This is a genomic window from Algoriphagus limi (assembly GCF_024919275.1).
GTDB classification, from domain to species: domain Bacteria; phylum Bacteroidota; class Bacteroidia; order Cytophagales; family Cyclobacteriaceae; genus Algoriphagus; species Algoriphagus limi.
Map to the genome: position 1 here is coordinate 1,741,749 of NZ_JANWGH010000001.1, position 25,902 is coordinate 1,767,650.

At 39.8% G+C, this 25,902-nt stretch carries 27 protein-coding genes and 1 other RNA gene; 17 read left to right on the top strand and 11 right to left on the bottom strand.

Features of this window, described 5'->3' with window-relative positions; genetic code table 11:
• Positions 1-78 precede the first annotated feature (78 nt).
• Positions 79-684: an alpha-ketoglutarate-dependent dioxygenase AlkB family protein gene (locus tag NY014_RS07495; protein WP_259413940.1), complete on the bottom strand. Its 606-nt coding sequence runs from the start codon at positions 682-684 to the stop codon at positions 79-81.
• Between the two features lie 98 nt (positions 685-782).
• Between NY014_RS07495 and NY014_RS07500 the strand changes: the two genes are divergently transcribed.
• Entirely contained in the window at positions 783-1,190 is a 408-nt protein-coding gene (locus tag NY014_RS07500; RefSeq protein WP_259413941.1) for a hypothetical protein, read from the top strand.
• On the opposite strand, the gene NY014_RS07505 is transcribed toward NY014_RS07500, so the two are convergent.
• Positions 1,191-1,610, bottom strand: coding sequence for a Dabb family protein (locus NY014_RS07505; RefSeq protein WP_259413942.1), 420 nt, complete (start codon positions 1,608-1,610; stop codon positions 1,191-1,193).
• A gap of 122 nt (positions 1,611-1,732) precedes the next feature.
• On the opposite strand from NY014_RS07505, the gene NY014_RS07510 reads away from it, so the two are divergent.
• Positions 1,733-2,905, top strand: coding sequence for a hypothetical protein (locus NY014_RS07510; protein WP_259413943.1), 1,173 nt, complete (start codon positions 1,733-1,735; stop codon positions 2,903-2,905).
• Positions 2,906-2,910: 5 nt separating this feature from the next.
• Entirely contained in the window at positions 2,911-3,903 is a 993-nt protein-coding gene (locus NY014_RS07515) for a 2-hydroxyacid dehydrogenase (RefSeq protein ID WP_259413944.1), read from the top strand.
• A 15-nt stretch (positions 3,904-3,918) separates the two neighbouring features.
• Here the strand turns inward: NY014_RS07515 and NY014_RS07520 are convergent, their stop codons facing one another.
• The 5 genes from NY014_RS07520 to NY014_RS07540 all read right to left on the bottom strand — a co-directional run bounded on the left by NY014_RS07520 (position 3,919) and on the right by NY014_RS07540 (position 9,054).
• Complete coding sequence (locus NY014_RS07520; protein ID WP_259413945.1) at positions 3,919-5,262, bottom strand: hypothetical protein; 1,344 nt, start codon at positions 5,260-5,262, stop codon at positions 3,919-3,921.
• Positions 5,259-6,326, bottom strand: a complete 1,068-nt coding sequence (locus NY014_RS07525; RefSeq protein WP_259413946.1) for a c-type cytochrome — start codon at positions 6,324-6,326, stop codon at positions 5,259-5,261. The genes NY014_RS07520 and NY014_RS07525 overlap by 4 nt, the downstream gene beginning before the upstream one ends.
• 89 nt (positions 6,327-6,415) lie before the next feature.
• Positions 6,416-7,138 (bottom strand): acyl-[acyl-carrier-protein] thioesterase, encoded by a 723-nt coding sequence (locus tag NY014_RS07530; RefSeq protein ID WP_259413947.1) that lies wholly within the window; start codon positions 7,136-7,138, stop codon positions 6,416-6,418.
• Entirely contained in the window at positions 7,135-8,298 is a 1,164-nt protein-coding gene (locus tag NY014_RS07535; protein WP_259413948.1) for an MFS transporter, read from the bottom strand. The genes NY014_RS07530 and NY014_RS07535 overlap by 4 nt, the downstream gene beginning before the upstream one ends.
• A gap of 213 nt (positions 8,299-8,511) precedes the next feature.
• Entirely contained in the window at positions 8,512-9,054 is a 543-nt protein-coding gene (locus NY014_RS07540) for a DUF8685 domain-containing protein (protein ID WP_259413949.1), read from the bottom strand.
• 104 nt (positions 9,055-9,158) lie between these two features.
• Between NY014_RS07540 and NY014_RS07545 the strand changes: the two genes are divergently transcribed.
• The 8 genes from NY014_RS07545 (at position 9,159) to NY014_RS07580 (ending at position 14,975) form a co-directional block, all read left to right on the top strand.
• Positions 9,159-9,749, top strand: coding sequence for a hypothetical protein (locus NY014_RS07545; protein ID WP_259413950.1), 591 nt, complete (start codon positions 9,159-9,161; stop codon positions 9,747-9,749).
• Positions 9,750-9,782: 33 nt separating this feature from the next.
• On the top strand, positions 9,783-10,214 hold the full coding sequence (locus NY014_RS07550; RefSeq protein ID WP_259413951.1) for a VOC family protein: 432 nt from the start codon (positions 9,783-9,785) through the stop codon (positions 10,212-10,214).
• A 103-nt stretch (positions 10,215-10,317) separates the two neighbouring features.
• An RNA gene (gene ffs / locus NY014_RS07555) (signal recognition particle sRNA small type) lies at positions 10,318-10,406 on the top strand.
• A 106-nt stretch (positions 10,407-10,512) separates the two neighbouring features.
• Positions 10,513-11,172 (top strand): fructose-6-phosphate aldolase, encoded by a 660-nt coding sequence (fsa, locus tag NY014_RS07560; protein ID WP_259413952.1) that lies wholly within the window; start codon positions 10,513-10,515, stop codon positions 11,170-11,172.
• A 52-nt stretch (positions 11,173-11,224) separates the two neighbouring features.
• A complete protein-coding gene (locus NY014_RS07565) occupies positions 11,225-11,428 on the top strand; it encodes a fructose-6-phosphate aldolase (protein WP_259413953.1) in 204 nt (67 codons plus the stop codon).
• Position 11,429: 1 nt separating this feature from the next.
• Positions 11,430-12,140 carry a cell division ATP-binding protein FtsE gene (locus tag NY014_RS07570; RefSeq protein ID WP_259413954.1) on the top strand — a complete coding sequence of 237 codons (711 nt, stop codon included), beginning with the start codon at positions 11,430-11,432 and terminating at the stop codon, positions 12,138-12,140.
• 61 nt (positions 12,141-12,201) lie between these two features.
• Positions 12,202-13,581, top strand: a complete 1,380-nt coding sequence (locus NY014_RS07575; RefSeq protein WP_259413955.1) for a S41 family peptidase — start codon at positions 12,202-12,204, stop codon at positions 13,579-13,581.
• A 173-nt stretch (positions 13,582-13,754) separates the two neighbouring features.
• Positions 13,755-14,975, top strand: a complete 1,221-nt coding sequence (locus tag NY014_RS07580) for a S8 family serine peptidase (protein WP_259413956.1) — start codon at positions 13,755-13,757, stop codon at positions 14,973-14,975.
• 379 nt (positions 14,976-15,354) lie between these two features.
• On the opposite strand, the gene NY014_RS07585 is transcribed toward NY014_RS07580, so the two are convergent.
• From NY014_RS07585 to NY014_RS07600, 4 genes are all read right to left on the bottom strand, one after another.
• Entirely contained in the window at positions 15,355-16,062 is a 708-nt protein-coding gene (locus NY014_RS07585; RefSeq protein WP_259413957.1) for a tetratricopeptide repeat protein, read from the bottom strand.
• A 21-nt stretch (positions 16,063-16,083) separates the two neighbouring features.
• Positions 16,084-17,505 (bottom strand): CCA tRNA nucleotidyltransferase, encoded by a 1,422-nt coding sequence (locus NY014_RS07590; RefSeq protein WP_259413958.1) that lies wholly within the window; start codon positions 17,503-17,505, stop codon positions 16,084-16,086.
• On the bottom strand, positions 17,502-17,972 hold the full coding sequence (locus NY014_RS07595) for a hypothetical protein (RefSeq protein ID WP_259413959.1): 471 nt from the start codon (positions 17,970-17,972) through the stop codon (positions 17,502-17,504). The genes NY014_RS07590 and NY014_RS07595 overlap by 4 nt, the downstream gene beginning before the upstream one ends.
• 253 nt (positions 17,973-18,225) lie before the next feature.
• Positions 18,226-18,627 carry a hypothetical protein gene (locus NY014_RS07600; protein ID WP_259413960.1) on the bottom strand — a complete coding sequence of 134 codons (402 nt, stop codon included), beginning with the start codon at positions 18,625-18,627 and terminating at the stop codon, positions 18,226-18,228.
• Between the two features lie 503 nt (positions 18,628-19,130).
• Between NY014_RS07600 and pyrG the strand changes: the two genes are divergently transcribed.
• From pyrG to dapB, 6 genes are all read left to right on the top strand, one after another.
• Positions 19,131-20,750: a CTP synthase gene (gene pyrG, locus NY014_RS07605; RefSeq protein WP_259413961.1), complete on the top strand. Its 1,620-nt coding sequence runs from the start codon at positions 19,131-19,133 to the stop codon at positions 20,748-20,750.
• A gap of 31 nt (positions 20,751-20,781) precedes the next feature.
• Positions 20,782-22,581, top strand: coding sequence for a membrane protein insertase YidC (yidC, locus tag NY014_RS07610; protein WP_259413962.1), 1,800 nt, complete (start codon positions 20,782-20,784; stop codon positions 22,579-22,581).
• Between the two features lie 287 nt (positions 22,582-22,868).
• The gene (locus NY014_RS07615) at positions 22,869-23,660 is read left to right on the top strand and encodes a ParA family protein (RefSeq protein WP_259413963.1); all 792 of its coding nucleotides are present in this window, start codon (positions 22,869-22,871) and stop codon (positions 23,658-23,660) included.
• A complete protein-coding gene (locus NY014_RS07620; protein ID WP_259413964.1) occupies positions 23,653-24,564 on the top strand; it encodes a ParB/RepB/Spo0J family partition protein in 912 nt (303 codons plus the stop codon). The genes NY014_RS07615 and NY014_RS07620 overlap by 8 nt, the downstream gene beginning before the upstream one ends.
• 98 nt (positions 24,565-24,662) lie before the next feature.
• On the top strand, positions 24,663-25,175 hold the full coding sequence (locus NY014_RS07625; RefSeq protein ID WP_259413965.1) for a DUF5683 domain-containing protein: 513 nt from the start codon (positions 24,663-24,665) through the stop codon (positions 25,173-25,175).
• The gene (gene dapB, locus NY014_RS07630; protein ID WP_259413966.1) at positions 25,176-25,898 is read left to right on the top strand and encodes a 4-hydroxy-tetrahydrodipicolinate reductase; all 723 of its coding nucleotides are present in this window, start codon (positions 25,176-25,178) and stop codon (positions 25,896-25,898) included.
• Positions 25,899-25,902 lie beyond the last annotated feature (4 nt).

A 25,902-nucleotide genomic window follows, 5' to 3' on the forward strand; every position in this document is an offset into this window, starting at 1 on the left:
TTTGTTGATTCAGTTTAGTTGAAAAGGAAGGCTTTTGGTCTTCCTTTTTCATTTTAAACAGCTGAATGCTTTTTCAACTCAAATCAATTTTCTAAAAGTCAGATTAATTCTGCCCCCAGCTACTTTCTTCGATTTAGGAATTTGGTGCTCCCAATGGTGTTGACTTTCTCCTTGCATAATCAGAAGACTTCCATGATTCAAGGGAATTTGAATTTTTTCTGATTTATCAAAGTAATTCCGAATCTGAAAATTCCGCGAAACACCAAAACTCACGGAGGCTATTACAGGATTAGGTCCCAGCGTGGATTCATTATCCCGATGCCAGCCCATGCTATCTTGACCGTCCCGGTAAAAATTCAATAGAACATGAGTAAATGGTTTTTCTACTACTTGTTCAACAGAGGACTTTATTTCTAAAAGTTCTGCAGTCCAAGGGATAGGATTCATCGTGATCCCAGAATACGAATAAGTCTTTTCAGGGTCACCATAGAGCGCCGTTAGCCTTGGTTGCATCACTTTTTTGCCAAATATCCAAATGGGCTCCTGCTTCCAATGAATTGTATTTTGGAGCTTTTCAAAGAAAAAATTAGCCTTACCTGAATCGAAAAAATGATCATAGAGTCGAATCTCCCCATGATGGGGAAGAATATTTTCATTAAATGAATTAAAAATTGATTGCTGCATATTTCAAAAACTAGAAGCCCAACCGAGGGTTTAAAATTTTCTTTTGCCCTCAAATTATTCCCGGGACTATTTATATTTAGAATATTAAATCTACTAATATGAAAAAATTCGCTTGGATCTCCGGGATAATTTTAATCGTTTTTCTTTCCATCTTCATCTGGTGGAAATTCTTTTTCGTTTTCGGAGAAGGCGTGAAAGCCGGTTCTTTGAATTACTTCATGAAAAAGGGAATCATATTTAAAACCTTTGAAGGGAGAGTCGTTCAAGAAGGCTTCCAAAGCCCTACTGCAGGAGCCTTGCAAAGCAATGAATTTCGATTTAGTGTAATTGATGATGATGTAGCTGCACAACTAGAGCGATCCTCAGGCAAGCATGTGGAGCTACGATATGTGGAATACAACGGGAAACTTCCTTGGCGAGGAACAAGTAATTTCATCGTCACTGAAGTAATTTCAGTGAAAGAAACGGGAAAAGTCGATACCTCTGGGATTCCCTTCGACCAGTAGTTAGTGACGGGTCCAATAATCTACTACACAGACATCTTTCAAGTGAGGCCCTAACACTTCGCCAAATGCCTTGTGTGCTGGATGAGGTAAATAAGCGTCTCTATCCTCTGCTGAGTAGAAGGTCAATGTAAAGGCATGGGTAAGTCCTTTATTGATCCCTTCAGGGCTGGAGTTGACACCCCATTCAAAGGACTGGATTCCCGGAATTTCATTTTGAAGATTTCTAAAAGCATCAATTACTCCCTGGATATCCTCCTGGGAGGAACTATCCTTGAAAGAGAAATAAACCACATGCCGAAGGACTGAATCAGGCGATGATTCTACTGTTTTTTCTATTTCCACTTCTTTCACTATTTCAGTTTTTTCATTTTGGCAAGAAAATAAGCTAGCCAATGCTAGAATTAGGAATATCTTTTTCATAGTGAACTGCTTTAGGCTACACTAATTAACTTGAAAATATTTTTTTATTGGTCATCAGACTGAAAAATAAAATAATCCGTATCTTCAACGATATTTCAATAATAAAACTAATTATTTATAAGATGTCTAATTATAAATATCCCTTACTTCTCGGAATTATTGCCTTTGTCGCTTCCTGTTCTCAAAAGGAATCAATACAAGAAAGCGACAATGAAAAGCCTTTCCGCCTTACCAAAATAGATTCCTTTGAAGTCCAAAATTTGACACGTGTTTTTATCAGAGACTACTCGCCTGAAGAAAGGATTTATTTAGGTTACTCCATGGTAGAAGATGAGATTTTAGAAATCTCTGAGGAAGGGGAAGTCCTAAATCGGATCAAAAAGAAAGGGGAAGGACCGGATTTATATGGAAATTGGAATCCAATTGGGATTAGTTTCGGGCCAAATCAAGAGCGGGTCGTTGAATTGCCTTTTCGAATTGTAACCTATGACGCCAATTATGAAGTGCTTCAAGATCAGCGAATCCAATCTCCCCTTCCAATCCGTACTTTCGGGCCAATGGGAAGGACCGAATATTTTCAAGCAGAAGACACTACCTATTACCTAGTAGGACCCTGCAATTATTTATCGGCTCACTACTTGATCATGAATGAAGAAGGAAGAGATACCCTCAAAAACTTTTTCCAAATCAATATTCTAAGTGGGGAAATGAAATCAGTTGTTCCCTATCGAGAAGAAAGTCCTTACAAATCAACAGAAGGAATTTACCAGGAATTGATGACCAAAAGTTTTTTGGTGGACCATAAAACTGATGAACTATGGCTAGTACATGCCTTGTCAAAAGACATAGAGGTCTATGATCTTCCTCAATTCAACCTGTCCAAAACGATTCCCTTGATTCACGAAGAATTTATGTCCTATTCTCCCGTTCCAATCGGTACTCAGGGAAATGACGAACAAATTACTCCGCTTCGCTTTTTGGCAGGAAGAAACAAGCAATTAATCCAACTTGAGCCTAATCTTTTCCTAATCAATTATTACAAAGGGATCAGCGAAGCTGCTTACCAAACTCGAATTGCAGAAGATGCTACTTACACTCCAACAATTGATCCCAAAGAAAATAGTATTATAATTATCTTAGATGGGAAGCAGGTTGGAGCGGAGCTTCCCTCAGTGCCTGGGTCCATTTTATTTGGATTGGGTGATGGGAAATTTTTGGTTCAGGAACCCGAAAACCCCGAAGTTGAAGAGGAAAAGACAAAATTCTCAGTCTATCAATTGATTAAAGATTCTTAATAATTATGCGTATTGCTTTTTTTAGTACCAAAAAATATGATCGGGAAAGTTTTGAAAAATGGCTTCTTAACTATCCTCATCAAATCAGTTTTTTCGAAGCAAAACTAGATCACCGATCAGCGATTTTAGCTCAAGGGCATGAGGCTGTCTGTGCTTTTGTCAATGACCAACTTGATGAGGCCACTTTGGAAATTTTGGCCTCAGAAGGAATTAAGCTCATAGCCCTACGTTGTGCGGGATATAACCAAGTTGACTTAGAAGCTGCCAAAAAGCTTAACATAAAAATCGTTAGAGTCCCTGCATACAGTCCAGAAGCAGTGGCCGAGCATGCTTTTGCCCTGATCTTGACTTTAAGTCGCAAAACCCATAAAGCTTACAATCGAGTCCGGGAGTCCAATTTTTCATTGGAAGGTCTGACTGGCTGCAACATTCACGGAAAAACAATCGGAGTTATTGGAACTGGTGCCATTGGAAGAGCTTTCTGCCGAATTGCAAAAGGCTTTGGTTGTCGGATTTTAGCTTATGATATTTTTGAAAATCCCGAAATGAAATCTTTGGGAGTAGAATACTGCAGCCTCCATGAGCTTTTTTCAGAATCTAGTATCATTTCTTTGCATTGCCCCTTGACACCTGAAACTCATCACATTATCAATAAAAAGTCCTTGCGAAGAATACAGGATGGATGCATGCTCATCAATACTTCCAGAGGTGGATTAATCGAAACCAAATCCGTGATTTCTGCTTTGAAAAAAGGTAAAATCGGTTTTTTGGGAATTGATGTATATGAGCAGGAAGAAGATCTATTCTTTCAAAACTTGTCAGAACAAATCCTTCAGGATGAGCAAATCGCTCGATTAATGACCTTTCCTAATGTCTTGATTACCGGTCACCAAGCATTCCTGACACGAGAGGCTTTGGATCAAATCGCAGAAACGACTTTGGAAAACATTTCTGCTTTCGAAGCAAATCAGGAATTAATAAATGAGGTGAAGCTATAAACGTTAGAGACGAACTTAATTGATCCGATAGTTGACAATCAGATTCACGTGGATCATTTCCACCTTATTATAGCGTTGAGAAGGGGTTAAATCAGAAGAGCCTATCGCCTCTTTATTCATAATCAGCAGATGAAAATCAGTCTTCGACATGGAATCAGGCTTGTATTTTAGGCCCAAATTGATTTGTCTGTAAGAAGGGAAGGCGTATTTATTGTTGGGCGCATCAGATAATTCAGGTAGCCAATGGAAACCCAAGTGTCCATAAACTCCCCAGCCTTTTCCGAAGTGGTATTCACTCAAAAGAGTTAACGCTGATAATTCACCCACACCTTCATTTCTTTCCCTCGGAATGAATGTATACCATGCGTCCTTCCCCCACTCTCTCGGGCTAAGCCATCTACCCTTACCTCCAAGCTGGGTAAAACCTATTGTTTTTTTCCATTTACCAATTTCTGCTCCAGCTGAAACTGACATTACCCAATTTCGGTCTTCTGGATTTTTATATCGAAAAGAAACCTCCTGATTTCCCCCATCGCCTATCCCATGCTGGAATCCAAGTTGAGCACCCAAAAGCCAGTTGACTCCTCCTGTATTTTTTGAAAATTTATAATTCCATTCACCCCAAAAGGTTGAAAAAAGATTGTTAGCTAAGGTATGAGAAAGGGTATAATGGTGCTTTTCTTTTAAATAGTCCACCTGAACAACACTTACGAAATCACTTTCTGTGTTGCCAAAATAGTTTGAAGGAGCTCCTGATTCATCCCGACCAACTCCATAGACGCCGATAGATTCCCCGACATTAAGAAACTTATTCGTGCCTCGGACCCGAAATCTATTGATATACCAACCTGAGAATTTCCAGGATTTGGAAGGAGAAAAACTAACTGATACACCTTCCATCTCGGTTGGTGCCAATCGTCCATCGGCCGGATTAATCCAAGCTGTATTGATGGGCATTCTGCCGATGGAAAGTTTCCAGGACGCTGTTTGATAGCTCAGGTTTAAAGTTTCCAAGCTTCCGAAGGCTCGTTGCCCAGGTTCTAAAAAATTGAATAATCCAGTCTCATATCGATTTTCCCTCCCTGAAAAAGGTTCTATTTCCCAGATATCAGAACTAAACACATTAGCAAAACCTCTGTAAGCTGCATGCAAGGTCCATTTACTGTAAATTTTTGCTTTAAAGCCTAGAGCCAAAGAAGCCCCTAAAGCATAATCATCTCTGAAATCTTCCCGATAAGATGTACTCATCCAAAAAGTCCGAGCATGGACCGTTGGATTAATCTGTACATTCTTTACACTTTCTTGGGAAAAAGAGGTTAATGGGCCGATTAAAAAAATCAGCGCGATCCAATGTTTCATTGCCCTGAAGCTTTGGCTTCTACGATGGGTTTGAATGGTCCGAATTTATGCTGCTCTTCTGAGAAGCCGTCACTGTATGGTCCAAATGGATGGTCCATCGGCTTCTTAGAAATATCTGGCCAATCGCCAGCTAAATTTTTGCTAGGTCTTTCCAAACTATTCACATAAGCAGCAACATCCCATGCGTCTTCATCCGAAATCAATGGGTTTTCATATGTTGCTCCCAATGGCATATTTGCTCGCACATAACCAGCAAATCGAGAAAGTCTGTAAAGACCTGCCCCACTATTGTAGCTATGATCTCCCCAAAGTGGTGGATAGGTATACCCGCTTCCATCAGGCTTGGCAATACCTTGACCGTCAGCTTGGTGACAGCTTTGGCATTGATTTTCGTAAACAGTTTTTCCTCGTACAGGATCTGCAGCCCTATCTAGCAATGGAACTGCATAAATACCTGCTCCTTTTGGTTTTTCTCCTTTTGGTACATCCTTCCCAAGCCACTCCATGTAGGCTACCATAGCCTTCATTTCTTTAGAATTACGCTCGAGCGGTTGTCCATTCAAGCTTCGTTCGAAGCAATCATTAATTCTTTTTGGAATATCTTCAGACTGACCGGATCGAGCTCTAATTTTGGGATAAGTTGCGGCAACAGCACCATAATTATTTCCCAGCGGAGCAGTTCCGGCATTCAAGTGACAGTTTTGACAATTCAGTCCGTTGGAGATTTTTCTAACACTTCCATTTGGACCAAGGTAAGCAGCCGTATTGGCGATCAACTCCTTACCATATTTGATTTCATCTGCATTGGGCTCAGCATCCACAGTCTTCCAATCGGGTGCATGCCACATTCCTGCAGGATCTTCAAGAGCTTTGACCTTTGGTGCGGGTGCAGATACTTCGGCCAAAACCTGCGATTCATCTGGGGAAGCCACATCTAATCGAACTCCTGAATAAGCCAGGAAAAGAACCAATCCAATTACACCAACCAAAGCGGTAATTAGAGCCAAAAGACCAACCATTAAGCCGATCAATTGAATGAATGATTTATTGCCTATCTGCTTCATTTTTTATCTTAATCTAGCACAAATGTGGCAAAAATCTATCCCCCCTTGCTGTGACTTGGGTCACAGGAGAGCATTTTTGGAAGCAAAACTCAAAAAAGCAAAACTCTTGCTGAAAAAACCGTTTTTTCCTCGGACTTTCCTACTAGTTGAATTCCTTGATCAACAGCAGCTTGGAAAATTACCAATTGATCCCCTAAAAAACACTCAGCCAAATAGTTGATAGAGAGAAATTGAATCCCCGGAGAACCCTCTATTATTCCATCTTCAATCCATCGGATATAACTGGTATTGTTCACATGATTTTGCAGGTCCAAATCAGAAGGCTGAACTTTGATTGAAAATGATTTTTCTCCCAAATCCCGGATTCTATGCTTTTCCGGAATCCAATCAGGCTTTTGGTTGATTTGAAATAGTTCAGGAGGCAAAACTGAATCTGGCTTAACAATTCGTTTAGTTTCTGCGTCCAACAAAACCCATGAACTCATTCCGCTAGCTAATTCCTCTCCCTTTGAATCCACCATCAGAAATTCTCTAAAAGCAAAAAGGCCTTCAACCCCTCTTCCTGCAGTATAGACACTTACTTCTTGACCCCAAACCGGCATTTGGATCACTTTGATCTCCAGGCGGGATAGCACCCACATTCGATTCTCCTTTTGCAGATTTCTGCCAAAATCACCTGAATCCGCATGTCTCCAGGCCACTTCCTGAAATAAATCCGCCAAATCTTTGGGTCTCAAATTCCCAGATGGATTCACCTGAAAGGAACCAATCTCAAATTCATGGTGAAATTGAAATGTCTCCGGATTGCTCATGATTCTTTTTGATTTTGTGCAGGGAAAAACACCTGCTTTCGAATGGTAGAAAGTAATGCGATTCCAAGCCCGTTGACAGCAATTAAAGCAAAGGAAATTTTGAGGCTAAATAAGTCTGCAATAAAACCTATCAAAGGAGGACCTATTAAAAAGCCGAAGAAGGAAATTGTCGAAACAAGAGCGAGCGCAATTCCAGGTGAATAAAGAGTAGATCGGCCAGCTACACTGTAGGAAACAGGAACAATGGAAGCTACTCCAAACCCTACCAACAAGAACCCCAAAGTAGCCCAAACGATGGTAGGTGCCAATACAGAAATACTTAATCCTGTAAAAATCAAAATCCCACTCATTCGTAAAATAGGAACCTTTCCAAAACCCTGAATAAACCGATCAGAAATGAATCTCCCAGAGGCCATAGTTCCCATAAAAGCTACATAACCTAAGGTCACCCATTCCGCCGGAGCCTCTACCACCTTTTTGAAATAAACTCCACTCCAATCAAACATACAGCCTTCGGTCATCATCCCTAAAAAGGAGATCAAACCTACGCGCAACAATAATTCATCGGGTTTCTTCAAAACCAACCCTCCAGCATCGGAACGGGATTTTTCTTCAAAAATGAATCCCCTACTGGACAAAATGATACTGAAAGATAATCCGGCTACTACCAAATAATGGTAAAATGGAATCCATCCCAAACCTATCATCACAGCTCCGATTCCAGCACCTACAAAACCCGCCATACTCCACAAACCATGAAAAGACGCCAGAATGCTGCGTCCATATTCATCCTCAAAATCCAACGCTTGGGTATTGAGTGCTATATTCATGATGTTTCCTAGCAAACCGAAGGTCATCAAGACCAAAACTAACATCCAAAGCGAGGGACTTAATCCAATCAAAGGCAGGCTTAGCGCATAGGCAAAGCTTCCCCAAAGAATGACTTTTTTGCTACCATAGTGATGCACGGACCAGCCTGCAATGGGTAGTCCAATAATTGACCCAATAGGTAAAAACAGCAAAATCGATCCTAATTGACCCTCACTCAGATCAAATTTGGCTTGAATATCCGGAATGCGGGCAGCCCAACTTGCGAAGCAGAGCCCCAAAAAAAAGAACATGCTTCCGATTGCAATTCTGCGTTTTAAGAGGAAATTCATGGATAGGTTTGAGCAAAGAGAACACAAATTACCGAATTACTCTGCTACTATCCCAACCTTTTCCAAATTCGGAAACTATTTGAGCGAAGTGCTGTTTTACCAAAAACAATTACCATGGAATTTATCATCGTAGGAGGAATCATCCTAACCATTATCCTCTTGATCCGCTTTATTATATCGAGGGTTTTTCAGAAGCCCTAGGAGCATAAATTTTTAGTCTTTCCCACCACTCCCTTTGAATTGATCTTCCTTGTAAGCAAAAAGTACATTGAAAGTGGTCAAGGAGCCGTAGCATCGGGTGATATATTGCTGCAAATGAACCCTATCCTCATCATCTAACTTGGGATGATTGTTGATATTCTGTTCCAAAACCCGCAATTTTTCCCGAACCATGACGATTTTATGAAAAAAGGTATCCATAGGTATTTCTTTGGATTGAAGATCAGAATCTCCTGGTTCTAGTGTAACAGACCCTCCAATCCATTTTCCACCCAAAGGCACAATTGGGGCCCTTTCTGAAGTTTGAGCCAAAGCTTCCCGTATCGCTTTTTCTACATCCTTGAGTGTCAACATAGGGAAATCAGGCTTTTTTGCCTCTTCTACTTCGAAACCCTCATAATCCCGGGCCAGCGTTTTGATTTCCTCTGTGTTATAAAAATAGATTTTGTAATAACTCTCATCGACAGAGAGAATCATTCCTACTCCAAACTTAGGGTGACGGAGTTTACTTCCTGGGGCTAATTCACTGGTAGACATAATGCTGAAATTCGATTTATATATTCCTAAATTAGAAATAAAATGAGTTTTCAGCTATTCAATTGTAACCTTTACCCATTGCAATCATTATCCGCAAAAAGCCCATGCTATCTCCAAAAACAAAAAGAACCTTCCTCAATTTAATTGCCGTCTTCTTGGGATTTACCTTTTTCGGTGCAGGCATGGCTAAGCTATATGCTGAGCACCAATATTTTGGATGGATTGGACCAACTTGGTTGGTCGAAAAATTGGAAGAATATGGGTTAGGTTTTTATGGTCAATTCATTGCGCTGTCTCAAATTTTAATCGGTTACTTATTAATTACAACCCGATATAAACTTTTGGGTAGCATTATGTTAATCCCAATGATTTTGAATATTCTGATGATCACTATTTCATTGGAATGGAAAGGCACCCCTTTCGTTTTGGGAGGACTCCTTACTCTAAATCTTTTGATTCTTTGGCATTACAGAGACTTTTTTGCTCCCCTTATTAATGAAGGAAAAAGTGGAAATCAACCCAAATCAAGGCAAAAAAGAACCTGGAAAGGTCATATGGTTTGGACCGTAGGTTTAGCCTTGCAATTTGTCTCCATAGCAATTTCTTTTTCTTCGATATGGCTAGCTTTCGGCACCTCCATGATTGGAATAATCATTTCGCTATTAAGTTTTAAAGTGGACAAAATCAACCAATAATTTTTATCTTGAATCACACTAAACTTAATTGAAATGAAAATTTTTCCTTATCTGAATTTTGACGGACATGCCGAAGAAGCAATTTTATTTTATCAGACAGTTTTAGGTGGCGAATTGGAGGGCGGTTTTCAATATTTCAGCGAAATACCAGGCATGGATATTCCTGAATCTGATCTGCATCGGGTGATGCATGTAAGCCTTCACATCAATCAACAGTTCAAGATAATGGCTTCAGACATCCTCCCTTCAATGAGAAAGCCATTTATTCAAGGAAATTCCAATTACTTATCTATAGATGCGGATTCGAAAGAATCTGGATCGGAAATTTTTGAAAAACTTTCTGCAGGAGGAAATGTAGAAATGGATTACCAAAAAACCTTTTGGGGAGCTTATTTCGGAAGCTTTAGGGATAAATTTGGGGTAGGTTGGATGATAAATTACGATTTAAAACACGGGGAGTCTTGATCTAAGTAAAAGACATTCAGCATGCTAAATTTCTATATGCTGAAAAAGCCCCAATCTTTTGAAGAATGTATTGAAAAGAGCAAATTTTGCCTTACCTTTGCTGCCCGGCGGCACGACCAGCTCCTGCTGAATCCCCCAGGTCCGGAAGGAAGCAAGGGTAGGTGGTTGTAGCGGTGCGATGCCGCCTCTTTTTTTACCTTCTTCGATTTCGAAATTTCCATTCCTTATCCTGATTAAAGTTTTAACTTTGCTTCAAGGGAAATTTTTACCCATTGCTTTCAACCAAAACTAGTATTTCATGAAATTCTTTATTGACACAGCAAACCTTGCCGAAATCCAAGAAGCCTATGACTTGGGTGTTTTAGACGGGGTAACCACCAATCCTTCTTTAATGGCTAAAGAAGGGATCACCGGAGAAGATCAAATCCGGGCGCATTACAAAGCTATCTGCGATATCGTAGATGACAAAGTAAGTGCTGAGGTGATCTCTACGGATTTTGAGGGAATGATCCGCGAAGGAAAGGAGCTTGCCAAAATTGATGATAAAATCGTGGTTAAAATCCCGATGATCAAAGAAGGAGTAAAAGCTATCAAACACCTCCACAGCGAAGGAATCCGCACCAATTGTACTTTAATTTTCTCTGCTGGTCAGGCTATTTTGGCTGCGAAAGCAGGTGCTACTTATGTTTCCCCATTCATCGGTAGATTGGATGATATTTCGTTCGATGGTCTCGAATTGATCGAGCAAATCGTGCACATTTATCAAACCTATGGCTTTTCTACAGAGGTTTTGGCAGCGAGTATTCGTCATACCATGCACCTAATCAAGTGTGCTGAAATTGGTGCTGATGTAGCGACCTGCCCTCTTAAAGTAATCACCGGTTTGCTCAATCACCCACTGACCGACAAAGGCTTGGCACAGTTTCTGGCTGATCATGCCAAAGCAGCTGGAAAGTAAACAAATCAGGGCTTTTCTAATTACCTAGAAAAGCCATCTTTTCTTTAAGCCCATGTATATCATCAAAGTAAAAGGTAAAGCCAAGATTCCGGACTACATTCAGATACGGGATGAAAACTTTGTACTCGTTGCTTACTTTCGGGCTGACCGCCCTATGAAAAACCCTGAAAAATTCGGCCTGGAAGGCAAAGAAGAGCAACTTCAGGAGTTGATCGAAAAATTACCATTCGGTAAATTACAAAAACTCGAATTATAAGATGGATTTCAAAACGGAACCAGTTCTCAAAGTAGATCATGTCACTGTCTTCCAAGGCGTAGACCCCATTCTTTCCGATGTCTCATTTGCGATTGAACAGCACGAATTTGTGTTTTTGATTGGAAAAACCGGAAGTGGAAAAAGCTCGCTATTGAAAACACTCTATGCAGATCTTTCTTTGAAAGCAGGTGATGTAGAAATTTCCGGTTTTCATTTGAAATCGATCAAAACAAAAGAAGTCCCTTTTCTTAGAAGAAAACTCGGGATAATTTTTCAGGATTTTCAACTTTTCAACGATAGAACTGTAGCCGAAAATCTTGCTTTCGTCATGAAGGCTACAGGCTGGAAAGACAAAGTGAAAATCAAAGAACGGATGGCGGAAGTCCTCCTACAGGTGGGCCTTCACAATGCCTCCAGCAAAATGCCTCATCAATTAAGTGGGGGCGAACAACAACGCGTTGTAATTGCCAGAGCCTTATTGAATGAACCTTCTATTCTTCTTGCAGACGAACCTACCGGAAATTTGGACCCGGATGTGGCAGATGGGATTTTCAAGCTGTTCCAAGAAATCAACAAGAAAGGAACGGCCATTCTAATGGCTACTCATAATCACGAATTATTAAGAAAATACCCCTATCGAGTTCTCAAGTGCGAAAACGGAAAATTGCTGGATAGTCAAACACATGACGTTTCCTTCGGTTCTTCTTGGTAAAGGCTAAGGGCACAACAGCTTCCTGATTTCTGCGTTTGAAAGGAATGAAACAATCCCATTTATGAAAATATTCAAAGGACTTCCGCTTTTCATGGTCTTTGCACTGCTTGGACTATTTGCATGTAACAATGAAGATCCCGAACCGCCAGTGGATCCAGGATCCAATGCAGCAGTAAATCGATGGATTTATGAGATCATGGAGCAGGTTTATTATTGGCTGGAAGAAATGGGAAATCCAATCGCCGAATCTTCAGATCCTGAGGATTATTTTGAAGCTCTTCTAAACCGTCCCACTGATCGATTCTCGGTCATTTACCCAGATTATCAAGAATTACTAAACTCTCTGAACGGGATTACCTTAGAGGCAGGCTATGAATTCATTCTTTTCAGAGAAAGCCAAAACTCTGATTTTGTTGTTGCCGAAATCACCTATGTAAAGAAAAATAGTCCAGCAGAAGCAGCTGGTCTTTTACGTGGAGATATTATCCAAGCAATCAATGGAGAACCAATGACTCTTGATAATTATCGGGAAGTACTGGAAGGAATCTCCTCAACTCATTTTATCAGTTATTTGAGGTTCAATGAAGAAACAAATGTTTATGAAGATCAAGGGAATTTAGAATTAAATGTTGTTCAGCTAGCTGAAAACCCTAATTTCCTAGACACCATCTACACCATCAATAATCAAAAAATCGGGTATGTCGTGTATCACTTCTTTGCGCCAGGACCAGGCAATGGAAGTACTGTTTATGATAACGAGATGGATGGAATCTTCGCCAAATTCAAGGCTGAAGGAATCAACCATTTGATTGTCGATTTCAGGTATAATGGTGGTGGCTTTGTTTCTTCCGCTGTGAATTTGGCCAGCTTGATTGCACCAAGTGTGACTCAAAATGATGTTTTCTCAAAAACAAAATACAATAGCTTCTTGAGTCAATTTGACGATTTTAAAGATGTTCAAACCCCATTCCGAACCAAGTCAGAAAACCTAGGGAATATTCTGGATGGTAACAGAGTGTACATTTTGACCTCAAGTAGAACTGCTTCTGCATCCGAATTGATCATTAATGGATTGAGACCTTATATGGATGTCTTTTTGATTGGAGATATAACAACTGGAAAAAATGTAGGATCCATCCCATTTGATGATGAAGATAATCCTCAAAACACTTATGGGATTCTTCCAATCGTGACCCAAAGCTTCAATAGCCTTGATGAATCGGACTACACTACAGGCTTCACTCCAAACATATCAGCAAGAGAAGTGACTGAACGTTTAAGACCCTTTGGCGATATAAATGAGCAATTACTGCGAACTGCAATCACCCAAATAACCGGAGAGGCTCCATCCGATCGATTCCAAAAGCTTGATCGACAGGACATTGGTAGTACTCTGGATACCAAGATCCGATCTGGAAGGATGATAGAAAGCATGAAATAACAAAGAAAGAGCTCCGATTTGGGAGCTCTTTTTTTTTGACTTTTTGAAAAAAATAATTCCATTACTTTTTCAAAAGATTTGGAATATTTTGCCAAGCGAATAAATTTAGGATTGAAATTTTTTCCATTACGGGAAAGAATACTAATTATTTTAACCAACCAACCATTTACAAAATGAAAAACTTCTTGAGAAAGCCTGTTTCTATGGCAGGAGTGGTTCTTGGAGCTATGGCATTTGCCTGTATGCCTCAGGATCAAAATCCAGTGATCGATGATTCTGTAGTGGAATATGTAAAATTCCAACATGGGGACATTATTCCTGGCAAGTACATCGTGAGGTTGAATCCTACGAATTTGAATTTTAGAAAAACAAAAGACTATGCCAGTAATCAAGCTGCCATGCGAAAAATAAGTATGGGCATTCTGGCAAGATATGATATTCAAGAAGCCAGTTTAGGCTATGTATATGGTAGCTCTATTGAGGGTTTCTCTGTTGAACTTTCTAGTGAAGAATTTGAAAAGCTATCCAAAGACCCTGCGGTGAAATTTATAGAGCCTGACCGTATTATGGCTCTTGCCCCACCTCCAGGAAAAGGCCCAGGTGATGGTGGAGGTAGTGACCCTGCACAAGAAACTCCTTGGGGAATTACTCGAGTTGGGGGAGGACAAGTTTACACAGGGGATGCAAAAGCGTATGTCATCGACTCTGGAATTGATGCCGCACATCCTGACTTGAATGTAAACTCAGCTATTGGTTTCAACGCTTTTACAGATAAAAGAGATGGAGATATCACAAAAGATGGTAGCGGTCATGGAACTCACGTAGCTGGAACAATTGCCGCCATTGATAATGAAATTGGCGTGGTAGGTGTTGCCGCTGGAGCAACTGTCGTTCCTGTAAAAGTACTAAATAGCCGAGGGTCTGGTTCTTATTCTGGAGTAATCGCCGGCGTTGACTTTGTCACAGCTACTGCTTCGAATGGTGATGTGGCCAATATGAGTTTGGGAGGACCTTTATCCCAAGCTTTGAATGATGCAGTAATTGCTCTTGGTGCCTCAGGTGTGAAAGTAGCATTGGCAGCTGGAAATGAAAGCACAGATGCAAATACCAAATCTCCTGCTAGTGCAAATGGACCAAATATTTATACTATCTCAGCAACGGATATCAATGATCGCTTTGCCTCATTCTCAAACTTTGGAAACCCACCAGTTGATTTTGCTGCTCCAGGAGTAGGAGTTTTATCTACAGTTCCTGGTGGAGGATATGCTTCTTACAATGGAACATCCATGGCTTCTCCACATGTAGCCGGAATTCTTTTAACGGGAAATCCAAGATCAGGTGGAAATGCTACCAATGACCCTGATGGAAATGCGGATCAAATCGCAGTGAAGTAATCAAACCATTTAAAAGAAAAAGCGGCCGAATCGGTCGCTTTTTCTATTATTATCAAATCGTTATTTATCTTTCCTGTTTATACTAGATTGAAAAAATCGAATACCTTCGCAAGATGGAAAAGATAGCCAGCTTCCTACTTATCCTAACCATTTACTTTTTGGGCATTCTAGCAATTGTGCAGGGAATTATACGCCCCAAGTACTACCATTTTAGAAAAAATCTAGGCGAAGAACCAGTAAAAATCCCAGTAAATTATCTTAGAATTTTATTTTTCAGTCTGCTATTAGCCCTTATAACTACCACTCTAGCATACGTTCTTTTTATATAAAAAAAGCCATCCAACTGGACGGCTTTCGATCAACTCTTTATTGATGATTTTTAATTCTGAGTCTTTTGAAGGTTTTCTTTTGCAAGTTGAAAATCCGGTTCAAGCGCAATTGCCTCTTCAAAAGCTGTTCTTGCTTCTGTATTTGAACCTTGATCCAAGTAGATCATTCCTTTAAGATTTAAAGCTGCGGCCTTCATACCAATCTCTTGAGTTTCAGTTTCTGATTGAGGAAAACCAATTTTCTCTTCAGGCTTTGCGTTTTTTACCAGCATATTGACAGAGTTTAATGCCTCCTCATATCGCTTCAAGGAATATTGAAGGAAACCGGATTTGTATAAGCTAAAATTATCCCCCGTTAATAGATACAGTCTTTCATAGTTAGGAAGTGCTCGATCTAGAGCTCCTAGTTGTTCCAATGAATAGGCGGCAATTTCCAAAGCGCCGATACTTCTATCATTGACTTCCAAAATATCCAAAGAAACCAAGGCAGCAGAAGTGGACTGCCCCAATTCAAAATATAGCGTCCCTAAGAGTTCTTGAAATCTCATGTTTTCCGGATTCCGGACAATCAATCGATACAAGGCACTTTTAGCCATTTGAGGATCATTGTATCGCATAGCCAATTGATAGGCTGCCTGATCCTGAATGTTCAAGGATAATTTGGTTTTTGGATCCAAACGAGCAGTAGAATCTGTCGTTTGGGAGAAAGATGCGCTGGCAAAAAGCCCAAGCACGAAAATCAGCACTAATCGCTTCATGGTTTAGTTTAGGTTATTTAATTACGTATTTTGAGGTGAAAGCCCCATTCGCTCAGCTATTTCAATCATCAATTTCCGAGCCTCTTCGGGGTTATTTTTAATTTTGCCCTCCAATATAGCTTCTTTAATTTCTTCTTTTATATCCCCTACCGCTTTCGAAGGTTTCAACCCGAAAGTTTCCATTATTTCTTCACCACTAATAGGAGGTTGGAAATTCCGAACTTGATCTTTTTCCTCCACTTCCTGAAGCTTTCGCTCCACCTTATCGAAGTTTTCCAAAAAGCGTTTTACTTTCTTATTGTTCTTAGAAGTAATATCCGCACGGCAAAGCTTCATCAAATCATCGATCGCATCGCCTGCGTCAAAAAGCAATCTTCGCAAAGCTGAATCAGTCACCTCATCTTTTACCAAAGCAATAGGTCTTAGGTGAAGCCTGACCAATTTCTGAACAAACTTCATCCGTTCATCCATAGGCAATTTCAATCTTTTGAAAATACCGGGAACCATCCGAGCACCTTTATCTTCATGCCCATGAAAGGTCCATCCAGCTTTTTGATTGAATCGTTTGGTGGCGGGCTTAGCAATATCATGGAGTATAGCTGCCCAACGAAGCCATAGATCATCGCTAACCTTGGCTACATTGTCCAAGACTTGTAGCGTATGGTAAAAATTATCCTTGTGCGATTTATCGTCGACAGTATCCACACCTTGTAATTCCACCATTTCCGGGAAAAATTCATGCAGTAATTTCCCTGCGAATAGCAGATTAAAGCCATAGGAAGGCTTTTCAGTTAGGACAATTTTATTCAATTCGGTTATGATACGTTCTGCCGAAACAATTTTAAGCCGATAAGCATTGCTTTGAATCGCAAAGAAAGTATCTGGGTCTATATCAAAATTCAACTGTGCAGCAAAGCGGACCGCCCGCATCATCCGCAATGGATCATCTGAAAAAGTCACATTTGCATCAAGAGGAGTCTTGATGATCTTACGCTTTAGATCTTTTTGTCCATCAAATGGATCCAAAAGCTCCCCGTAATTATCCGCATTAAGGGAAATAGCCATGGCATTAATGGTAAAATCCCTTCGCTCCAAATCTTCCATCAAGGTGCCATCTTCCACAATCGGCTTTCTGCTATGAGATCGATAAGACTCTTTTCTCGCCCCTACAAATTCCAGCTCATAGTCCTCCAACTTCAACATAGCTGTTCCGAAGTTCTTGAAGACCGAAAGGGGAACATGGAATTCGAAGGAATTAGCAACCTCTTCTGCGAGCTCAATCCCACTTCCCACACAAGTAAAATCAATATCCTTGCTTTCTCTCCCCATCAACAAATCCCGTACATAGCCACCTACCACGTAGGTTTCCAAACCTAGCTTTTGGCCTGCCTTAGCAACTTTCTCGAAAATGGGATTTTGATTCAGCTTATCCTTAAAGTTCATCCTTTGATGATTTTGACATCCCCCTCGGGACTGAGATACATTTCTTTGAGATTTGGGCTAAAAAGAGGAAAAAGCAAATCGGTTTGAAATTCAAATGGAACTTTTTCATTGATTTTGCAAAGCACTAAATCAGATGCCTGAAAAAGCAATTTGTTCCATTCTTTATCTCGAATCAAAGAAAACCTGATTTCTCCATCAACTCCCAAACCAACAGGAATTGTAACGCCTTTACCTGTGTGATAAATAGTGGGTTTGGAAGCAAACTCAACAATATCCAGTGATACTTCAGAAAATTGACCGGCTACAGATCGGATTTGAAAAAGGTCAAAAAGTAAGAAAATCCAATCTTTTCCCATATCAGGGTTCCAAGAACTCAACTTGAGAAGGGTGAGAACTTTTCCATTTCCTTCTCGAATTTGAACTTGTCCCTGACGCTGAAGTGCTGTTACAATTGCTCGTTGATCCAATTTCTCCCGATTTTTGCACAAAAATAATCAGATATCCGAGAGCAAAAGCCAGAAGTGCCAATTTATCCCTTGACTGCAGAGGTAACCAATTCAAAAGAATCCCTTTTGAATTTAGACTGGCTGAATTGACATTGACAGAAATTTAAAAGGATATCATGCAAAAAATTCATTTATATAAACAAATATCCGTTTCTATAGAAGAAATAAAAAAAGGCAGTAAAAAAACCGCCTTTATAATTTTGATAATTTAAAATCAACCTCTCAACCAATTGATAAATGTTTGGTAACCTATACCAACTTCTCTAGCAAAGGCTGCTTTTGTTTTCTTTCCTGCTGCTTCAACTTTTTTCCATTCTTCTAAAATTTTGCTTTTCTCATGATCAGAAAAAGTTCTTCTTTTAGATGACTTTCCTGTTGACTGACCAGTTACTAATCCGATCAATTCATTCAAGTCATTTACAAATCGTCCATCTGTTAAAAACAAACCTGCACTCTCTAATTTTTTAATAACATCATCTTTAGGATTGACAGGAGTAACTGCAATTCCTCTAGCGGCTGCTTCATGAAGATCAATTCTTTTCCCTTCAGAAGTTACATAGACAAAACCATCATTTTTCTTCAAATCAGCAATTGCCTCTTTTATTAATTCTCTCATATCAATAATGTTTATAGTTTAAACAAGTTGCAATATATTATTTATGATAGAATAAAATACATAACAATAGAAAAATTAACCGATTGATATAATAATTTTAAAACAGCAATCTGTTTTTTATAGCAAAAAACAACCTTTATTATAATCGAACCTTGAATGAAATTAGGTTTGAAAAAAATAAATTCTTGAATTTCTATTTTATTTAGAGTGGCAACATTTCAATCAGCATCAATTAGAGCACTTAACAAATCGATCTAATCACACGTTTTTTGAACTGTAGTAATGTTAAGTTTTTAATTCTTTTGATATAATTTGAAAGAAGAAAAATGTCATTTTTTCTTAAGCAAAAATTATAATAAGTCTTATCCGAATAAAATTTTCAAATTTCACTTCGTAGAAAATTTCTAGGAGAAAAAAGCAACCATCTCAACTTAATCGGATAATTTCCTTAATTTTGAACCCCATAAGAATCCAAGACCAAATCTACTTCTCAGCTCATTCTTATGGCCTCATCCACCAAATACATCTTCATCACAGGGGGAGTTACTTCCTCTCTCGGAAAAGGAATAATCGCGGCATCCTTAGGCAAATTGCTTCAAGCCAGAGGCTTTTCTGTCACGATCCAAAAATTTGATCCTTATCTAAATATCGATCCCGGTACACTAAATCCTTACGAGCATGGCGAGTGTTATGTAACTGATGACGGTGCCGAGACAGACCTGGATTTAGGTCATTATGAGCGCTTTTTGAACATTACCACCTCCCAAAGTAACAACGTTACCACCGGGCGGATTTACAACAATGTAATCACCAAAGAGCGAAAAGGAGAATATCTTGGCAAAACCGTCCAAGTAATCCCTCATATTACAGATGAGATCAAATCCAATTTCTACAAGCTTGGGCAAGAAGGGAAGTACGATGTAGTCATTACTGAAATTGGAGGTTGCGTTGGTGATATTGAATCCCTTCCATTCATTGAGGCAGTTCGTCAGGCACGTTGGGATTTAGGTCCTAACAACTTCCTGGTAATTCACTTGACTTTGATCCCTTACCTCAAGGCAGCTAAAGAACTCAAAACAAAACCTACTCAGCATTCCGTAAAGCAATTGCTAGAAGCAGGTATTCAACCTGATATTTTGGTTTGCCGTACGGAGTATCATCTTCCACCGGAGGTGAAGAAAAAGCTTGCGCTTTTCTGTAACGTTCAGCTTAACAGCGTAATTGAGGCAATGGATGCGGATACGATTTATGATGTTCCGCTTTTGATGAAAAAGGAAAAGCTGGATGAACGAGTACTTTCAAAGTTGAGGCTTTCTTCTAAGCAAAACACTGATTTGGAAGATTGGAAAGACTTCTTGGGTAAATTGAAAAACCCTACTCAAGAAATCAACATTGGCTTGATCGGAAAATATGTCTCCCTTCCGGATTCCTATAAATCCATCATTGAGGCATTTACCCATGCGGGGGCTTCAGTAGAATGCCAAGTTAACCTCAAGCTGATATCTTCAGAAGAAATCAATTCCGACAATTATGAATCCAAGCTTCGGGATTTGGATGGGATTTTGGTTGCTCCTGGTTTTGGTGAGCGGGGTTTTGAGGGAAAAATTGAAACAGTTCGCTATGCACGCGAAAAGAAAATTCCATTCTTCGGGATCTGTTTAGGCATGCAGGTAGCTGTGATTGAGTTTGCAAGAAATGTATTGGAACTCGAAAATGCCAACAGCACCGAAATGGATCAATATACCTCCCATCCTATCATTGATTTGATGGAAGAGCAAAAGCAAATTGAGCAAATGGGAGGAACAATGCGATTAGGTGCGTATACTTGCGATCTCAAAAAAGGAAGTAAGGCTTATTTGGCTTACGGGACTAAAAAAATTCAGGAAAGACACCGTCATCGCTACGAGTTCAACAACAGATATTTGGAACAAGTAGAAGCGGCTGGAATGATTGCCACCGGTAAAAACCCAGAAACTGGATTAGTGGAAATTGTCGAAATCAAAAACCATCCTTGGTTTGTTGGCGTTCAATTTCATCCTGAATACAAGAGTACAGCGCTCAATCCTCAACCGCTATTTGTGAAGTTTATTCAAGCGGCGATTGAAAACAAAAAAGTAAAGTAAACGAAACCCGGCTTTTCGGGAACCAATTATTATGGATAGAAATCAAGCAACAGGGCTGATTTTATTTGCAGCGGTCATTCTTATTTACTCCATCTTTTTCGCGAGTGGCCCAGAAGTGCAGCCTGAAGAAGAAGCTACAACCAGTGAACTTGTCACTTCGGCTGAAGAGCCAACTGTAGAACAGACTCCGATTGTAGAGTCAACTTCTGATACCCTTTCTCAAGCAAAAATTGAAAAATATGGAGTTTTGGCTCCATTAACCTTAGGCGAGGAAGAGCTTGTTACTTTAGAAAATGAGCTAATTCGCGTGGAAATTTCCACAAAAGGAGCAAGCATCAAGAATGTAATTCTAAAGGAGTACAAAGACTGGGAAGGACAAGATTTGGCATTGTTGGATGAAGTTTCTTCATCCATGGTTCATGCCTTAAATACAACCCGAGGACCGGTTTTATTAGAGGATTTTTATTTCACGCCAGAAGTAACTTCTGAAACAAAAGAAGACGGAAAAGAAATAACGGTATTGACTCTTAAAGCTGGGACAGAAAGCGGAGCCTTGATTCAACAGTTTATGTTAGAATCGGACTCTTATCAGGTTAAAAAGAGCTTTGAAATCGATCGCTATCAGGGAGTATTTACTCAAAATTCCCTTTCTCTAAATTGGAAAGATCAGGCTCGTGCTCACGAACGTGACTTGGCAGAGTCCAGAAGAAAAACCCAGGTAAACTTCTACACAACGGGGGGTTCTTATGACAATTTGGGAGTTGGAGAGTCACCTGAAACAAGCGTTCCGGAAGAACCTGTCAAATGGATTGGTTTTAGTCAGCGATTTTTCACAGCTGGAATCATTGCAGACGAAGCATTCAACAATGTAACTCTAGCTCAAAGCACCCCTACGGATAGCCTTTTTGTGCGGAATATGGAAGCACAATTAGAAATCCCAATGAATTCAGGGAAAGCAGATTACCAATTCTACTTTGGTCCTGACAAGTACAAGGTTCTAAAAAGTGTTACCGATGGATTTGAGAAGAACGTTGACATGGGATACTTCTTTGTCAGCTGGGTAAACAAATACATTATTGTTAACCTTTTCTCCTTCTTAGAAAAGTACTTCAGTAACTACGGGGTAATCATCATCCTCATTGTTTTGATTATCAAGTTGGCGCTATCTCCGCTTACCTACAAGTCCTATATAGGGATGGCAAAAATGCGGGTGATTAAGCCTGAAATTGATGAATTGAAGGAGAAATACGGAGACGATCCTACGAAAATGCAGCAAGAGCAAATGAAGCTTTTCTCCCAGTTGGGAGTAAGCCCAATCTCAGGATGTCTTCCTTTGCTTCTTCAAATGCCATTCTTGTTTGCAATGTTCTTCTTTTTCCCAAATGCCATTGAACTTCGACAAGAATCTTTCCTTTGGGCAAAAGACCTTTCGACTTACGACGAATTCATCAAATTACCATTTACCATTCCGTTCTATGGTTCCCATGTAAGTTTGTTCACGCTTTTGATGACCGTATCTCAAATCATTTATACTCATTTCAATAATCAATTGACCACGGCAACCGGTCCTATGAAAAACCTAGGATACATTATGCCGGTGATGTTCATGTTTATTTTGAATTCGTATCCTGCAGGTTTGAGTTTCTATTATTTCGTTTCCAACGTCGTTACTTTTGGCCAGCAGGCCCTAATCAAGCTTTCTGTGGATGATCAAAAGATCAGGCAAAAAGTAGAGGAGAATAAAGTCAAGAATGCGAATAAGAAAAAATCTAAATTCCAGCAAAGACTGGAAGATGCGATGAAAGCTGCAGACGCAAATCGAAAAAAATAAAAGAAAGGGCTTTAGGCCCTTTTTTTGTGACATAAAAAATCTTCCTTGACACAGCCTGACCATTTATCGGATTTTACTTCAGAAACAACAAACTTTAACAGTTGAGTGATTCTGTAAAAAGCCCTAACTTAAATCCTTGATTTATAAGGGTTTTAGGAATAAAAAAACCGATAAAACCTCAAAAAGCGGGCTTAATTTTGCTTAAAAGAGCTTATAAAAAAAGGGAAGAAATCGCTCGATAGCGTGCGGATTTTGATTAATATTGAGTTTAAATTTCGATCATAACCATGGGAAAAATCATTGCAATCGCCAATCAAAAAGGTGGGGTTGGAAAAACAACCACCGCGATGAACCTTGCTGCTAGTTTGGCAGTATTGGAATACAAAACCTTGGTGATTGATGCAGACCCACAGGCCAACACCACTTCAGGATTGGGCCAGGATCCAAAATCCATCAATACCAGTATTTACGAATGTATGGTGGATGGTATTCCAGTAGAAGATATCATTATCAAAACCGATATCGAATTTTTAGATTTAGTCCCTTCGCATATTGACTTGGTCGGTGCAGAAGTCGAAATGATCAATATGGAAAACCGGGAAGAAAAAATGAAGGAAGTAATCTCGGGAGTTCGCGATCAATACGACTTCATCATTATTGACTGTTCCCCATCCTTGGGATTGATCACCATAAATGCATTGACTGCTGCTGATTCAGTAATTATCCCGGTTCAGTGCGAGTACTTCGCTTTGGAAGGCTTGGGTAAACTTTTGAACACTATCAAAATCATTCAAACCCGTTTGAATACGAATTTGGAAATCGAAGGTATTCTATTGACCATGTATGATGTACGTCTAAGACTTTCCAATCAGGTAGTAGAAGAAGTTAGAATGCACTTCAAAAACATGGTTTTTGAAACCATTATCCCTAGAAATGTCCGATTGGGAGAAGCTCCAAGTTTTGGCTTACCAGCTATTGCTTTTGATGCCGAAGGAAAGGGAGCAATTGCCTATTTGAATTTGGCTAATGAGATTGCCGAGAAAAACGGACTTCAAAAAGTAACAGAAACTCATGGCTAATAATAAACCAAATAGAAAGAAAAGTGCTTTGGGAAGAGGACTTGGAGCTTTGCTTCAGGACAGTCCTGCCAAATCCAATTCAGAGGAAATTCTTCCTGAAGTTCAAAAAACAGGGATTTTTGAAATTCCTATTGATTCTATTCAGGTTAATCCCTTTCAGCCAAGAACTCATTTTGACAAAGAAGCTTTGGAAGAGCTTGCCGAATCTATAAAGGTTCAAGGCATTATTCAACCAATCACGGTCCGAAAACTGGATCAAAATGAGTATCAGCTTATTTCCGGGGAACGAAGATTCCAAGCTTCAAAATTGGCAGGATTAGATAAAATCCCGGCCTACGTTCGAACTGCCAATGACCAGCAAATGCTGGAAATGGCTCTTATTGAAAATATTCAGCGTGAAAATCTCAATGCGCTGGAAATCGCACATTCTTATCAGCGTTTGCTCGCCGAATGTGACCTCAAGCAAGAAGAATTAGGTGATCGGGTTGGGAAAAACCGAACTACGGTAAACAATTACCTACGATTGCTTAAGCTTCCTCCGTCCATTCAGGCTGCTATTCGTGATCAGCAGATTTCCATGGGCCATGCCCGCGCTTTGATTAATGTGGAAGACATTGATAAGCAACTGGCGATATTCAAAAAAGCAGTGGAAGAGGAACTGAGTGTTCGGAAAGTAGAAGCCTTGGTTAAGGCATTGAATGAAGGAAAAGGAGCGAAAAAGGAAAAGCCAGAATTAGACCCGGTAAAAAAATATGAGTTGAATAAACTTCAGCAGCGCCTTGCTTCGCATTTTGGAACAAAGGTTTCGCTCAAGTCGGACAATAAGAACAGAGGTGAAATAAAAATTCCTTTTCATTCAGCCTCAGATCTCAATCGAATCTTGGAAATTCTCGAAATCATTTGATTTTGGACCGGTTATCAAAGCATAACTCACAAGTCTTCAAGACCCTATTGGTACTAGTGGGGTTTTCTTTTTTTTTGTGCCTAAATCCAATTAATTCCTTGGCACAGCAGGACACTACTCAGGTAGAGGTGCGTAAACAAAAGAAAGAAAAACCGGATTATTCTTCCTTACCAAAAAACCCACGAAAAGCCTCTCTGCTATCAGCAATGCTTCCAGGAGCAGGCCAAGTTTATAATGGAAAAGCTTGGAAAGTACCGATTATCTACTCAGGTTTTATGGCGGATATTTATTTCATCAATTTCAACAATCGGCGCTATCAGGTCTTCCGAGAAGCCCTATTTGCTTTTGATGAAGGTGAACCTAATGGATTCCCTACTCTCAACCGGGATGCCTTAGTGAGAAATGTTGATTATTGGAGGAGAAACAGGGATCTCACCATTTTATTGCTGGGAGTGATCTATGCTTTGAATATAATCGACGCAAATGTTGACGCTCATTTGTCGGGATTTGACATTTCAGATGAATTGAGTTTGTCTATTGAGCCATCAATCGACAATTTTACAGCCCAAAACCAACAGATGGGTATAACTTTCAAACTGAATTTTAAATAAATGAATATCATTTTATTGGGATATGGCAAAATGGGGAAAATCATTGGCGAAATCGCTGAATCCCGAGGTCATCAAATCCTTCTAAAAATCGACGAGAATAACAGAGAACTTTTGGAATCTATTGATCCAAAGACCATTGATGTTGCTATTGAATTCAGCCAACCTGAAGCAGCAGTTTCGAATATTTCATGGTGTTTAAATCATGGTATTCCTGTGGTATCAGGAACCACTGGATGGCTGGATCAAAAACCTCAAATGGATCAACTCGCTGAAGAAAAGGGAACAGGCTTCTTTTATGCATCCAATTTCAGTATAGGTGTCAATGTGTTTTTCAAAGTCAATGAATACTTGGCCAAGTTGATGAATGAAGTACCTGGATATAATGTCAGTATAGAGGAAATTCATCATACAGCTAAAAAGGATGCACCTTCAGGCACGGCCATTACTTTAGCAGAGGGAATAATCAAAAACCAGCGGGGATTTACTGCGTGGCACTTGTCCGAACAATCGTCCGAAAATGGACAAAGTATCCCAATTACTTCCAAGCGCATCGACCCTGCTCCCGGCACCCATATTATTCGATACCAATCTGAAATAGACGATATTGAAATCTCTCATACTGCTCACAGTAGGCAAGGATTTGCTCTTGGCGCAGTTTTGGTGGCTGAGTGGCTGCCTGGAAAAAAAGGAGTTTTAACGATGAATGACTTTCTTTCATTCTGAAAAA